The 14,313-nt window shown below is 59.5% G+C and carries 11 protein-coding genes; 6 read left to right on the forward strand and 5 right to left on the reverse strand.

Annotation, left to right across the window (positions count from 1 at the left end; all coding sequences use genetic code 11):
• Window positions 1-93: 93 nt before the first annotated feature.
• From HMPREF2698_RS07780 to HMPREF2698_RS07795, 4 genes are all read left to right on the forward strand, one after another.
• The gene (locus HMPREF2698_RS07780; protein WP_070563432.1) at window positions 94-1,659 is read left to right on the forward strand and encodes an aspartate-alanine antiporter-like transporter; all 1,566 of its coding nucleotides are present in this window, start codon (window positions 94-96) and stop codon (window positions 1,657-1,659) included.
• Window positions 1,660-1,857: 198 nt separating this feature from the next.
• Complete coding sequence (locus HMPREF2698_RS07785; protein ID WP_070563435.1) at window positions 1,858-3,036, forward strand: acetyl-CoA C-acyltransferase; 1,179 nt, start codon at window positions 1,858-1,860, stop codon at window positions 3,034-3,036.
• 37 nt (window positions 3,037-3,073) lie between these two features.
• Entirely contained in the window at window positions 3,074-4,132 is a 1,059-nt protein-coding gene (locus HMPREF2698_RS07790) for an enoyl-CoA hydratase/isomerase family protein (protein WP_070563438.1), read from the forward strand.
• 40 nt (window positions 4,133-4,172) lie between these two features.
• A complete protein-coding gene (locus HMPREF2698_RS07795) occupies window positions 4,173-4,937 on the forward strand; it encodes an enoyl-CoA hydratase (protein ID WP_070563440.1) in 765 nt (254 codons plus the stop codon).
• A 76-nt stretch (window positions 4,938-5,013) separates the two neighbouring features.
• Here the strand turns inward: HMPREF2698_RS07795 and HMPREF2698_RS07800 are convergent, their stop codons facing one another.
• From HMPREF2698_RS07800 to HMPREF2698_RS07810, 3 genes are all read right to left on the reverse strand, one after another.
• Window positions 5,014-5,514 carry a MarR family winged helix-turn-helix transcriptional regulator gene (locus tag HMPREF2698_RS07800; protein ID WP_070563442.1) on the reverse strand — a complete coding sequence of 167 codons (501 nt, stop codon included), beginning with the start codon at window positions 5,512-5,514 and terminating at the stop codon, window positions 5,014-5,016.
• Between the two features lie 188 nt (window positions 5,515-5,702).
• Window positions 5,703-7,433 carry an AMP-binding protein gene (locus HMPREF2698_RS07805; protein ID WP_070563444.1) on the reverse strand — a complete coding sequence of 577 codons (1,731 nt, stop codon included), beginning with the start codon at window positions 7,431-7,433 and terminating at the stop codon, window positions 5,703-5,705.
• A 159-nt stretch (window positions 7,434-7,592) separates the two neighbouring features.
• Window positions 7,593-8,153, reverse strand: a complete 561-nt coding sequence (locus HMPREF2698_RS07810; RefSeq protein ID WP_070563447.1) for a TetR/AcrR family transcriptional regulator — start codon at window positions 8,151-8,153, stop codon at window positions 7,593-7,595.
• Window positions 8,154-8,382: 229 nt separating this feature from the next.
• Between HMPREF2698_RS07810 and HMPREF2698_RS07815 the strand changes: the two genes are divergently transcribed.
• Together HMPREF2698_RS07815 and HMPREF2698_RS07820 are read left to right on the forward strand one after the other, a co-directional pair.
• Window positions 8,383-9,591: an acyl-CoA dehydrogenase family protein gene (locus tag HMPREF2698_RS07815; RefSeq protein WP_070563450.1), complete on the forward strand. Its 1,209-nt coding sequence runs from the start codon at window positions 8,383-8,385 to the stop codon at window positions 9,589-9,591.
• A gap of 49 nt (window positions 9,592-9,640) precedes the next feature.
• Complete coding sequence (locus HMPREF2698_RS07820; protein WP_070563453.1) at window positions 9,641-10,390, forward strand: SDR family NAD(P)-dependent oxidoreductase; 750 nt, start codon at window positions 9,641-9,643, stop codon at window positions 10,388-10,390.
• Window positions 10,391-10,462: 72 nt separating this feature from the next.
• On the opposite strand, the gene HMPREF2698_RS07825 is transcribed toward HMPREF2698_RS07820, so the two are convergent.
• Entirely contained in the window at window positions 10,463-11,596 is a 1,134-nt protein-coding gene (locus HMPREF2698_RS07825; RefSeq protein WP_070563456.1) for an acetoin utilization protein AcuC, read from the reverse strand.
• Window positions 11,593-14,232: a GNAT family N-acetyltransferase gene (locus HMPREF2698_RS07830; RefSeq protein WP_070563459.1), complete on the reverse strand. Its 2,640-nt coding sequence runs from the start codon at window positions 14,230-14,232 to the stop codon at window positions 11,593-11,595. Before HMPREF2698_RS07830 ends, HMPREF2698_RS07825 begins: the two co-directional genes overlap by 4 nt.
• Window positions 14,233-14,313 lie beyond the last annotated feature (81 nt).

A 14,313-nucleotide genomic window follows, 5' to 3' on the forward strand; every position in this document is an offset into this window, starting at 1 on the left:
TTTTGCCAACACGGTGTGAGTCGCGCCTCCTCTAGGGAGGAGAAGCGGACCCATGCATGGAGTTTTCTGAGTGTTTTCTTACAATGATTTCCCGTGTTGGCACTATTTGATGGAAATATTTGGCTGAGCATTTTCTTTATTGCTTTGCTCGGCACGTTATTTGGCATGATTCCTTTTGGCCCGCTGCGCTTCGGCGCAGCCGGCACCTTGTTCGTGGGATTGGCCATCGGCGCCTTTATCGATCTCGACGGCACGATTTTAAGCAGCCTGCAGGAGATGGGCCTTGGCCTCTTCATCTATATGCAGGGCTTGTCTGCCGGCGAGCGCTTCTTCAAAGGCTTCTCTGAACAGCTCAAGCACATGATTACTGCCGCGATAGCGGTGGTGGGTGCTGCCGCCGTGGCACTTCTCGCGGGCGGCTGGTTGGGACTGTCGCCCTTGCTCTCCGTGGGCGTGTTCTCCGGTGCGACGACCTCGACGGCATCGCTTGCCGTGGCGCAACAGCAAACGGGCGAGGAACTGCCGGCCGTGGGCTACTCCTTGGGCTATCCGGTAGGCGTGGCCGTCGCTATCCTCCTTGTAGCTTTTCTGCTCAAGCAGTCCTGGCCGGCCACTAAGGATAAGGACAATTCTGCGGAGGAGGTCTTTCGCTCCCGGACTATTCGGGTAACCAAGGACATCACCTACGAGGAGCTGGTGGAGCGATTCGAGGATCAGTTCGTTATTGCCACGATTCGCCGTGGCAATACCCGAACCGTGGCCGGGGACCATCCGGAGATTCGCAAGGGTGACATCCTGCGCGTACTCGTGACGAAGGCGAAAAGGCACGAGCTTACCGCTGCTCTAGGCAAGCGCCAGCCTCAGGTGCCCTTCGTGGACAAGCGTTTGGTCATTGAAACCGTGGTGGTGTCGAACTCCGATATTGCTGGTCGAACCGTGGAGGACCTCAACCTCTTCAAGCGCTATGGTGGCCGCATTGTCCACGTGCAGCGCGGTGATGAAGAGTTCCTGGCTAGCTTCGATACGCACCTCGATGCAGGTGACCGGGTGACGGTGATTGTGGATCAGGATCGCCTGGGTGATATTCGCGATTACTTCGGTGACTCGGTTCAGGGTTACTCGCAGCTGAACTGGGTTGCTGTCGGTGGTGGTCTGTTCTTGGGCTACCTCATCGCGCTCATTGTGGTTCCGCTACCAGGTGGTGCGTCCTTTGAGCTTGGCTTTGCGCTGGGCCCATTGATTACCGGACTTGTTCTCGGAGCTCTGCACCGCACGCGCCGCGTGCCCTGGAAGGTTCCGGCTTCTATCAATCTGGCTCTTCAGCAGTGGGGCCTGGTTATCTTCTTGGCTTCGGTGGGCTTGGCCTCAAGTGAAGCTTTCCAGTCCACGGCATTCTCCTGGATGGGCCTGAAATGCATGGTTCTCGCCGCCATCATTACCGTGGTTGTCGTCGTCCTCTTCGCTGTGGCTAACAGGTTCCTCGGCCAGTCAGAAACCCGCACCGCGGGCGGCGTTTCCGGCATCTTTGGCCAGCCTGCCGTGGTCGACTACGCCACAGGAATCAGCACGGATTCCCGCATTATGACTGGCTACGCGGCCACCATTGTGGTGGCGCAGATAGTCAAAATCGTGGTCATTCCGTTGATGCTCACGGTCTAATCTGCCACGAAAACTGCTGCGGGGAGCCTAGTCAGTGCTCCCCGCAGCTGGCCGTTTTGGAGCCTTCACCGCACTTCAAACTGTTTTGTGTCGTGCTGCTTTGGGATTGTGCGAGCATACATTGATGCAAAAGGGTGGCGCGGCACACAATCCATCGGTACGATTCTGGTTAACTTCGTACAGTTTGGAGAGCGAAATATGGACATCGTTATTGCGGGCGCTGCCCGCACGCCTTTCGGCAAGTTGCTTGGTTCCCTTGCACCCTTGTCTGCGACGGAGCTTGGCTCCCGCGCCATCGCTGCCGCACTCGAGCAGGCACAGGTTCACCCTGACGACGTCGATGCCGTGATGTGTGGCCAGGTTCTGCAGGCTGGTGTGGGGCAGAATCCCACGAAGCAAGCAGCACTCGGGGCAGGGATTTCTCCGAACGCGCACACCGCAACGGTCAACAAGGTCTGTTTGTCTGGTTTGACCGCGATTATCGACGCCTCCCGGCTCCTTCGCTCCGGTGAGGCCACGGTGGTGGTCGCTGGGGGAATGGAGTCGATGTCAAACGCGCCGCACCTACTGCCGCAGTCACGCAGTGGGAAGAAGTTCGGTACCGTCGAACTGCTCGATCATATGGAACACGATGGCTTGCGCGCGGCCGACCTGGGGATTTCGATGGGCTCGCTGTCAGAGAAATATGCCGAACGCTATCCCGCAACCCGCCAAGAGCAAGATCGCTGTGCCGCGTTGTCCCACCAGCGCGCTGTGCAAGCGAGTGAGGAGGGGGCCTTCGACAAGGAGATCGCTCCCATAACGGTATCGAGCAAGCGCAGCGAGGTCCTCATCTCACGCGATGAAGGAATTCGGGAAGGGGTTACTGAAGAAACCTTGGCCGGGTTGCGACCAGCTTTTCAGAGCGATGGGAGTATTACCGCTGGCAATTCCTCACCCATCACGGATGGGGCGGCTGCAGTAGTTCTCACCACACGTGAGCACGCGGAAAAGGAAGGACTGCCGGTCATGGCGGTCCTACGGGCGCCAGGGCAGGTAGCCGGTCCGGATTCATCCTTGCAGGAGCAACCCGCTCGGGCTCTCCTCGCAGCCCTTGAGCGCCAAGGCTGGGGCATTGCTGATCTCGATCACATTGAGATCAATGAGGCTTTCGCCGCAGTGGTGGTTCATTCTGCCAAGGTCCTCGGTATCAATCCCGATGATGTGAACCCGCAGGGCGGTGCGATTGCCCTGGGGCATCCTATCGGTGCATCCGGTGCCCGGCTCGTAGCCCATGCGGCGCATCGCCTTGCGAGCGGCCAGGCCCATCGCGCGGGTGTCACTTTGTGCGGCGGCGGTGGCCAGGGTGAAGCGCTGTTGCTTGAAGCTCCACACTAGAACGCGCCCGATTGTCCATAAAGAGGAGGAATAGACGATGACGAATGAAATTATCCACGACATCCGCGGCCATGCTGGTGTTCTTACGCTAAACCGGCCCAAGGCCATTAACGCGCTAAATCAGACAATGATTGATGAGATGACGTCAGTTTTGAAGGACTGGCAGGACGATGATCGCGTCAAGCTCGTTATCCTCCGGGGCGCGGGTGATCGTGGGCTGTGTGCTGGTGGCGATGTTGCGGCCTTGTACCACGATGCACTGGAGGGCGGCACGGCAGGCGCCCATTTCTGGAAGACGGAATATGAACTGAACTATTTAATCTCCACCTATTCCAAGCCCTATGTGGCGCTCATGGAAGGCATCGTGCTGGGCGGCGGAATTGGTGTCTCAGCGCACGCCTCACACCGCATTGTTTGCGAGGATTCGCGCATTGGAATGCCGGAGGTTGGGATTGGGTATTCGCCCGATGCCGGTGGGTCCTATCTTCTGTCCCGAGCTGCGGATCGTCTTGGCCGGCACTTGGCGTATACCGCGATCCACGTGGGGGCCGCGGAGGCGATCGATACCGGCTTCGCGGACTACTTCGTGCCCAAGGACAAGCTCGATGCTCTCGTTGAGCAGCTGGTGGAGACGGGCGACCCAGCCGATATTGAGAAGTTCACTGAGTCAGTGGGCCCAGGCTTCGGTAAGGACCGCGCCGAAATGGTGGACGTCTACGCCGCAGACACCGCTGAAGAGACCCTTGCCCGCCTGCAAGAACGTGCAGCAGCAGGCGGCGACGGGCATTGGGCGGCGAAGGCCGCCAAGCGGATGAGCTTGAATTCCCCGCTGGGCATTCGCGTCACCGAGGAATCCTTAAATCGCAATGCGACGATGAGCTTCGCGGAGACCTTGACCCAGGAGTTCTGGATGTCCGTGAACATGCAAAAACACAAGGAATTTGTGGAGGGAATTCGCGCGCAAATCGTGGATAAGGACCGCAATCCCTCCTGGGAATATGAGTCCATCGGCGCCGTCCCCGACGACGTGGTGGCTTCTGTCCTTGAACCCATCGAGGGCAGCGTGGAAGCCCCAGAATTCAACGATCACCACTGATTAAATACCAATCAAGAACCACAGGAAGGACACTATTACCATGGCAATTCTTAGCGAGAAGCGCGGCCGCGTCGCACTCATCACGCTCAATCGTCCGGAGGCGCTTAATGCCCTGAACAACGACACCATGCTTGAAGTTACCCAGGCAGTTCAGGAATTCGACGCCGATGCAGAAGTAGGGGCAATCGTCATTACCGGTTCAGAGAAAGCGTTTGCGGCCGGTGCAGATATCAAGGAAATGTCTTCGAAGTCGGCGACAGAGATGTACACCGCGGATTGGTTCGCAGGTTGGGACGTCCTCACACGAGCCCGCACGCCGATCATCGCTGCAGTGAACGGATACGCGCTCGGTGGAGGTTGCGAGCTGGCTATGATGTGTGACTTCATCATCGCTGGCGACAAGGCCAAGTTTGGCCAGCCGGAAGTCAACTTGGGAGTCACGCCAGGCATGGGAGGATCCCAGCGACTGACCCGAGCTATCGGAAAGGCGAAGGCCATGGAGATGTGCCTGACTGGCCGCATGATGGCAGCCGAGGAAGCAGAACGCTCCGGCTTGGTAGCACGCGTGGTTCCTGCCGGTGAGCTCCTTGACTCGGCGCTGGAGACGGCGAAGCTCATCGCTTCAAAGTCCTTCGTGGCAACGTCCCAAATCAAAGAACAGGTCAATGCGGTTGATGAACTTTCATTGTCCCAGGGTATCCAGTTCGAACGGCGAACCTTTCACGCGTTGTTCTCTTCCCATGATCAGAAGGAAGGTATGGCAGCCTTCGTAGAGAAGCGCGACCCGGAGTTCAAGCACTCCTAAACCCTTAACCGCGAGTTAGCCTTTCTGCTTCTTCGGCCGCACGTGCGTGAGCGCACGCTTTTTAAAGAACAAATGGCTACTGGGCGTCGGGCTCCTCGACATCGTCACCGGCCGCGCGCCGGATGCGGTTGGCAGCAGCAATGATGCGGTCTTGCTCGCCAGTAGAAAGCGCAACGGAAGCAAAATAGCGATCAAGAGCAGGCCCCGCCGCCGAGGCCAACACGATGCCTTGGTCGGTGACCATGACCAAGGTTGAGCGTTTGTCTTTTGGATCGCTGACACGCTCGATAAGTTCGTCCTTCTCAAGTTTGCGCACCGTGTGAGTGAGTGACGCCGGTGGAAGCTGAAGCCGAGCGCTGATTTTAGACATGGGCATGCTTCCCGCACGTGACCACATGAGCACAGCGAGGACCTCGAACTGGTTGTAGCTCACCCCATAAGGAGCCAGCACATCTTCGGCGCCATTACGCAAAATGTGTGCGGCACGTTCGAAGGAGGATACCGTGGCGAGGCCACGAGCAGAGCGCGCGGAATAACGCTTCGCCCACTGACGGCGTGCTTCAGCGATGATATCCATGAGCGGAAAAGGACCTCCTTGCGGTACGTGAGATAACTATAAATGAGAGCTTCGCTGTTCTAAGTACCCGACCACACGCATCGCAGATAGGGCCGCAGACGGGGGAGAGCTACCGGGGGGATTATGGCGTCGCAGATGCGAAAGCCCCAGCAGTGGGCTGGGGCCTGCGTTGCTGAAGGGCGGTGGGGTTAACCCTTTAGTGCTGGAAAGTCGGAATCCGCGTATTCCGTCGATGCCTTCGTCTCGCCGCCGTCAGCGGAGTGGATCTCGTTTTCGCGCTTGCGCAGATCTACACGGCGGATCTTGCCGGAGACGGTCTTCGGAAGTTCATAGAATTCGAGACGGCGGATGCGCTTGTAGGGAGCCAACCCATCGCGGCAGTGCTTAAGGATGGACTCGGCGGTCTCCGCTGTTGGCTCGTAGCCGCCGGCGAGAGCGACGTAGGCCTTTGGCACGGCGAGGCGGATGGGATCCGGGGAGGGAACCACCGCTACCTCGGCGACTGCCGGGTGCTCAATGACAACGGATTCGAGTTCGAAAGGGGATAGGCGGTAGTCGGAGGCCTTGAAGACATCGTCGGCGCGGCCGATGTAGAAAATGTAGCCGTCCTCATCGCGCTCCGCGGTGTCTCCCGTGTGGTAGTAACCATCGCGGAAGACTTCCGCGTTCTTGTCTGGGTCATTGAAATAACCCACAGTAAGGCCGACTGGGCGGGGATCGAGCTTCAAGCAGATTTCTCCGGTATCCCCAATCTTATCAGTAGCGGGATCCTTGAGCACGACTTCCCAGCCTGGCAGCGGACGCCCCATCGAGCCTGGCTTCACCTTTTGCTCCGGGGTGTTGGCAATTTGCAGCGTCGTCTCCGTCTGCCCGAAACCATCGCGAACGTTTGTGTTCCAGGCCTTGGCAATGGTGCTGATGAGCTCGGGGTTGAGCGGCTCGCCAGCCGCAACCAGCTTTTTCGGTGGCGTCTTCATACGACCCAGGTCTGCTTGGACGAGCATGCGCCAGACCGTTGGCGGCGCGCAGAAGCTGGTGACGCCTTCTTCTTCCATCTTGTCCATGAGCGCAGCGGCGTCGAAGCGCGCATAGTTGTATAGGAAGATGGTGGCTCCGGCGATCCACGGCGCGAAGAAGTTTGACCATGCGTGCTTGGCCCAGCCGGGGGCGGCAACGTTGAGGTGGACGTCGCCAGGCGCCAAGCCAATCCAGTACATCGTGGTCAGGTGCCCCACGGGATAGGACGTGTGAGTGTGCTCGACGAGCTTCGCCTTCGACGTAGTGCCGGAGGTGAAATACAGCAGGAGAGTCTCATCAGCCTTGGTTTCCTGCTTTGGCGTGTACTCTTCCGAGCCAGTAAAAGAATCCGAATAGCGCAGGGTGGGGTGCGCTGTCTGTGCATCTGGTTCATCACCGACCTGGATCAGGGTGAAGTCACCGCTGACGTCTTGGAATTTGGCGGCGTCCTCGGCATTGGCCACAACCCAGGAAATATTGGCTCGGTCAGTGCGGTCCTGCAGATCAGCCGCGCCAAGCATTGCGGTCGCCGGGTTAAGAACGAAGCCTGCCTTGATGCAGGCCAGCATGCACTCCCACAGCTCTACTTGATTGTTGAGCATGAGCATGACGCGATCGCCGCGCTGGACGCCCTGGGCCTCCAGCCAGTTGGCCAATTGTGCCGAGCGGGCTGACATCTCAGCAAAGGTACGGCGGGTGCTGCTGCCATCTGTCTCACAGATGACGAGAGCCTCGCGGTTCTTCGACTCTTCCGCAGTGGCGAGGTGATCAAACCAATCAAGTGCGAAGTTGAAGTGCTCGAAGCGCGGCCATTCGAAGTTGCTGCGGGCTGCTTCATAATCAGTCTGATAAGAAACCAGCAGGTCGCGGGCTGCTTGGAATTGTTCGGTCACCGTGGTCATTGGTTCTCCTCTAGCTTGTGCTCAAATGGGGAAGGACGGCGCACTGGCTATGGCCCGTGTCCCAAACCGTTCGTCTCTGTGACGTGGGTCGCAGCCTACTTTACTTCGAGTTCGAAGTAATGGCTAGAGATTTTCTGAACTGCCTTTGAAAGATGCAGGTTAGCGTAGTGAAATTCCGTGGAGAATGAGCTGGCCAAGGGTGTGGTAGGCCTCTGCTGGGGCCAGGGTGTCTGAGTAAAAGCCCTGCTGAATATCACTCATTGAGCGCTGGATAAGGCGGGAGACAAAGTCGGTGTACTCGGCGGTGAATTCCCCAGCCTCGACGCCCTGGCTGAGTAGCTTGTGGATAGTCTCGGTAGCTCTCCTCGTGTTGAGGCTATACACCTCCTGAGCGGCGGGGTCAGAGGCGAGGTCGCGCATGAACTCAGGGCTCGCGGGTTCCAGGGCAATGGTCATCGAGGAGAAGTATTTCTCAAGAGCTTGGGCGTATGTGGGCGCTGTGGTGACTGCGGTGCGACGGGTGATTTCTTTGAAGAAGCTGACCAGTACGCGGCGAATGATTGCGTCTCTGGATGGGCCTAATGCGTACATGGTCGATTTTGAGCATTGGTAGCGCTTCGTTGCGCCGTCGATGGTAAAGGATTCGAAGCCCTCGGCTAGAAAGTCCTGCAAGAGGGCATTGAACAGCTCGCGTTGTCGTGGCGTGAGTGGTTGGGTCATGAGTCTTTCTGCCTCTCGGTGGTCCTGGCTATGTGGGGTATTTGTGTGCGTTCTCCCCAGTCTGTTGCGCACAATGATCATAGAACACGGCGCGTAAGAGTACGGAAAGATGTATATTCGTACTCATTCAATGTGAAGAGCCCATTGATGCCTGAGTCCAAGAGCTTGTATGTGGCCTGGAGAAAGCCCATACATCGACCTTAAAACCCAGCTAGAAAGGTAGAAAGCTATGCCGCCGATTCTTAGTTCGCAACACCCCAGCGGGAAACATTTGGAGAGCATTAAGTACCCCCACGCTGATATTTTCGCGGTGGCAGATCGTCTCGTCCCAGAGGAACAGGCGCGTTTAGCAGAGATCCACGAGTTCTTGCAGACGGAGATTCGCCCTGTCGTAGGCGAATACTGGGACCGTGAGGAGCTGCCATTCGATCTTCTGCCCCGCATGGCGGAGATGGGCTTGGGCGAAATTGAACTCACGGATACCTCGCGCCTTTACCGCGGGCTGGTGTACGCGGAAGTAACCCGCGCGGACGTGTCCTTGTCTGCCCTGGTGGGTATTCACAATGAGCTGGTCCTCGGACTCATCGACAAGCTGGGCTCGCCAGAGCAGAAGGACACCTGGCTAGCAGGCTTGCGCCAATTCACCAAGGTGGGTTGCTTTGCGTTGACCGAACCGGAGCACGGCTCCGATATCGCCGGCGGCCTTGCCACCACAGCAGAGCGCACCGCTGAAGGCTGGCTCATCAATGGAGCGAAACGTTGGATCGGGGCCGGTACCTTCGCCGATTTTGCTATCACCTTCGCCCGGGATAAAGCAGACAACGAGATTAAGGCCTTCATCGTTGAACTCGACCGCGAGGGCGTAACGCGCAGCAAGATTTCCCGCAAGATGGGCCTGCGCATCATGCAGAATGCGGACCTTAAGTTCGACAACGTCCTCATCCCACACGAGAACCTGATTCCGGGTGCGGAATCCTTTGCCAATGTCAATGACTTCCTGTGTTATTCGCGCGCCTGGGTGGGCTGGCAGGGAGCCGGCTTGCAACTAGGCATCTTCGACAAGGCCCGCGAGTACGCGGTCAAGCGCCAGCAGTTTGGCAGGCCAATCGCCAAATTCCAGCTGGTCCAGGAACAGCTTTCTCGCATCCTCGGCAACGCCACCGCGTCACTCGCCATGATGGCGCAGCTGGCAGAGATTCAAGAACAAGGAAAGCTGGAAATGCCTTTTGCTGCCTTGGCAAAGGCAACCACCACCCGTCTGGCGCGCGAATCCGCCGCGGCGGGCCGCAACATCGGCGGAGGAAACGGCATCCTGACCGAATACGACTTGTCGAAGATGATGGATGATGCCGAGATTCTCTTCACCTACGAGGGAACCTACGACATCAACTCGCTCATCGTCGGCCGCGCTGTCACCGGCGTTTCCGCTTTCGTTTAAACAGCCCTGTCAAACCCCACACCCCACGGTGATTAAAGGAGAAAACACCATGAACCTGCACGAAGCATCCGCCGTCGTTACCGGCGGTGCATCCGGCCTCGGGGCCGCAACGGCCGCAGAACTCGCGGAGCACGGAGCCACGGTCACCGTGCTCGATCTGTCCGTCCCGGAGGAGAAACAAAACGGAATCAATTACACGGCAGTTGACGTCACCGATGCAGCCGCAGTACGCGAAGCGGTTCTCGCTGCATCCAAGCAAAAGCCTTTGCGCGTGGCGGTGAATTGCGCAGGCATCTGCCCTTCAGCACGCATCTTCGGGCGAAAAGGCCCCCACGACCCGGAGCTGTTTTCTAAGACGATCAACGTTAACCTCATGGGAACCTTCCACGTCATGACCGCAGCCGCCGAGGCGATGGCCCAGGCAGAACCACTCGACGAGGACGGCCAGCGCGGAGTCATCATCAACACCGCTTCCGTTGCGGCCTTCGAAGGGCAGGTTGGCCAGGCGGCCTACGCGGCGTCGAAGGGCGCGGTGGCTGCCCTGTCGATTACCGGAGCACGGGATCTCGCCTCGTTGGGAATCCGTGTCAATGCCATCGCACCGGGCGTCGTAGCTACCCCGATGATGGAACAAATCACTCCGGAGTTCCGCGAACAGCTCGAGGCCACCGTGCCTTTCCCCGCAAGGCTGGCAAAGCCGGAGGAATTCGCCGCCCTAGCTGTGTCCATTACCGAGAACCCTTATATCAATGGCGAAACGATTCGCTTGGATGGTGCGCTGCGTATGCCGCCACGCTAAGGGCCTCATCACGAGAATCAACCCTCAGAAACCCATCACGCGCGCATTGTCGACGCCCCTCCGATACGGGGCCTAGCCATAAGCCGGCAGGCCCCAACAGGGAAAGACTGCGCGCGTAGTCTGCACCAGCGCTGCGTGCGGCTTTTCAGCCATGACCTTGGTGGGATCGAAACCCCCAATGGCGGCGCACGCACCCTCATCACCCAAGGTGGGCGAGCCCTCCCAGCCGTTCGGCATCCGTTCCGAAGCTGCGAGCTCAACGTCGGCGACTGCGGCCAGCACCTGGGTCCACGCGCGGGCAACGGCGTCGACGTGATATCCGCCGCCGCCAAGCGCGACCCATCGCCCACCCGCAAACTGTTTCGCCCACACCGCCACTGAGCGATAAGCCCGCGCCATCGCGTCGATGGTGAGTTCCAGATCCGCGAGGGGATCAGAGCGGTGCGGGTCCGCACCGTGTTGGGAAATGATGAAGTCGGGGCGGAATTTCTTGAGGAGCGGCGGGACGACCGCATGGATGACCTGCAGCCACTCCTCGTCACTCACCCCGCGGGGCAGGGCCACGTTAACCGCGGTCCCTTCCGCGCCTTGACCACCAATCTCGTGTGCATAGCCAGTCCCGGGGAAGAGATAGAGTCCCGATTCGTGTACCGAGATGGTGAGCACGTTGGGGTCATTCCAAAAAATCCTTTCGACGCCGTCACCGTGGTGGGCATCCAAGTCCAGGTACACCACGCGTTGGGCGCCATTTGCCTTAAGCCAACGGATGGCAATCGCAGCATCGTTGTACATGCAAAAGCCTGACATGGAATCGGCGAAGGCGTGGTGCAACCCGCCGGAAAGGTTAACGGCGCGCTGCGCACGGCCCTCCCACACAGCGCGCGCGGCCGCTAGGGTGCCACCGGCGATGCGCGCGGCGACCGTCGATAAGCCGTGGCTAATCGGGTTGTCTTCAGTGCCCAAGCCATAGTGAGCGGAAGGCACCTCGGCGCGGGTGGCGGCGATGTAATCAGGACTGTGAACGAGCTCCAAGTGGGAGGTATTCAACGGGGCGGGACATTCGATGTCGAATTCTTCCAGCACACCAAAGTGTTTGGCCAGCGACAGTGCTGCGGCGACTCGGTCCGGTCCCATCGGATGCCCAGGGCCCAGCGAATAGCGGTGCATCTCCTCGGAGGCAAAAAGAAGAGGCTTCGTCTGGTTCATGACAAGGACCTCGCGAGAGGATCGCGGACATCACCGAGCGGTGCGATGCGCATTCGAGCCCCCACCACAACAGTGTGCGCTACCCCGGCGATGACGGGGGAAAGCTCAATATCGACGAGTGCAGCAATGTCGTCCTTGAGCTGTGCCAGCTGCATCATGACCTCTTCGACACGGTGCAGTTTGGCAGCTTTGGTGCCGCGGTAACCAGCAAGAAGGGGAGAAGCCTTGAGGCAGCTGAGCATGTCGAGTGCATCGGTGCGACGAAGCGGGGGCACGCGCCACTCGACGTCTCCCAAAAGATCCGAGGGCAGACCGGAGAAACCGGAGGAAATCATGGGCCCAACAACGGGATCTTCGATGGCACGCACAGTGAGAGAGGCGCCAGCTGTGACCATGCGTTGCACGACTGGGATGAGAATGGCCGGATCCTCGCCCAAGTGGAGATCGCGCGTGAGCTGGGTGATGGTAGTCCACGCGCGCACCATGGATTCCTCGTCATGGATGCTTCGCACGACGGTGGGCAGCTCCGAACGGCCTCGCACCATCTGCGAGCTGCACTTGAGGACGACATCCCAACCATAATCGCGACCGGCCGCGATTGCTTCGTCGAGGGTGAGCACCGGGGCCCAAGGGACGATCTCTATGCCATAAGCCCCAAGGATTCGCGCGCACTCCTCGTCGGTGGCCCAGCGTCCCGTGGGGGAATCAGTCAGAACTTCCGCGACCACACCGCGCGCTTCTGCAAGTCCCGTGCTGTTGGCGAACTCATCGGAAGGATTGGGGCGTGCTAGGACGCGGCGGCGTTCATTATCGATGATGGTGGCCAGAGCCTCAATGGCGTCGGCGTAGGTGCCAAACACGGGAAGCTGGCCGGGCGCCTCTGGTCCCTCGGAGGTGCGGAAATCGGGAATATCAAAACCCACGAAGCTGGCGATGAGCGGGGTATCCGTCGTCGTTGCCGCCAACTGGGACAGATTTACGTAGGCCTCCTTGAGGATGAACTCACCAACTTCCACGACGGCGCACAGCACCGCGTCGATACCCGGATCTTCTAGGGCGCGCCGGGCCTGCTCCGTGATGGCGGGGGCGGGGTCATCGACGACGGTGGTGGCGTGCGGGCGCAGTCCGAAGCGCCAGGCTGCCTGTTCCATCTGCGCGGTGAGGCCGGAGGAATTCGACATCACTGCGATGCGACGGCCCTGCGGAACGGGTTGGCGCGCGAGGAGCTGGGCGATGTCGAGCATGGCATCGCGGCGGGTGACCACCATTGCCCCGGTGCAGCGAATGATCTCGTCGAGCGCAGCCGGGCTCGCCGCCGATAGTCCCTCCACCGCGTAGTGGCGGGCCGACTTCAGAGCCCGGGAGGGCAAGAAAACGACGACGTGCTTGTCCAGCGCTAGGCGGCGCAGCACCCGGAAGAATTTGCGCGGGTTACCAATCGAGTCGAGGGAGAGCAAACAAATTCGTGTGTTCTCATCTTGGCTCCAGAATTGCATGACGTCGTTGCCTGTGACGTCAGCGAAGGAACCGGCGGCAATGAAATTGCTTAGGCCGCATCCGAGCTGCAGTGCATGAGACAGAGCTAGCGTCGCCACACCCGCAGACTGAGTAAACAGGCCCACCTGTCCCGCACGCGGCATGGGTGCTGGGCTGGCGTTGAGCCGCACTGCCGCGTCTGTGTTGATCAGGCCTAGCGCAGCTGGGCCAAGGGCTCGCAGGCCGTAGTCCCTAGCCGCGAGCACGATGTCGCGAGCCTGGTCGGGGGAGAGGTTGGGGTTTTGGCTGCGGGAGATGAGGACTACTCCTTTGGCGCCGGCAGCGGCAGCAGCCTGCATAGCTTCCGCGCCGCCGTGGCCTTGGAACTCGATGACGACGAGATCCACCGGCTCATCGAGGGTGTTGAGCTCCTCCACGCCGTGAAGGTGGCGTAATGTACCGGCGAAGTTGGCGCTAGCTAGCTGCTTGCTGGACAGCGTTCCGACTACCGCCACGGAGCGTGGGTTGAGCAAACGGTGGATCGAGTTCGCTTCTGCACGCAGCTCGCGGCGCTCCATGACATCGCGGGAGTTCTCATTCGGCGCTATTCGGAAATCCACCCGGATGAAACCGTCCTCGAGTTCCGGCTTCGCGGAATACCCTGCGCGTACGAAAACCTGCACCATCCTGCGGTTCTGCGTCAGCATCTCCGCGAAGAAGCGCTCCACTTTTCCTTCGCGTCCAATTTCTGCGAGGTGCTCGAGCAGGATATTAGCCACGCCTTTTCCGTGGTGGGAATCTTGGACAAGGAAGGAGACATCGCCCACCCGCGAGGGTAGGAACTGCTCGACAATGGAGTATCCGGCAACGGCCACGATGTTGCCGCGTTCCACCATGACGAGGGTGACTTTGTCATAGCCATCCGTGTGGAGCCAGCGGTCTAGGTCATCGTCGGTTAGCGCGGGGTGCGTGCCGAAGAAGCGCAAGTACTTTGATTGATCCGAGACGCGGTCGTAGAAGGCGCGGATGGCGTCGCGGTCGGCGGGCGTGATGGGACGCAGCGTAGCGATGTCGCCGTCGTTGAGGATGACATCGGCTTCCCAATTCTGCGGCTCGGGGCCGGTGGGCGCGGTAGACGTGGGCTGCTCCATGTGGTCCATGTCATTACCTTAGCCAACGCTACGTTGAGCTCAGGACAGGTGAACGGCATTCACCCCACCGGGCCTTGGGGAGGGTATTCA

This window comes from Corynebacterium sp. HMSC072A02 (assembly GCF_001810085.1).
Classification (GTDB): Bacteria; Actinomycetota; Actinomycetes; order Mycobacteriales; family Mycobacteriaceae; genus Corynebacterium; species Corynebacterium hesseae.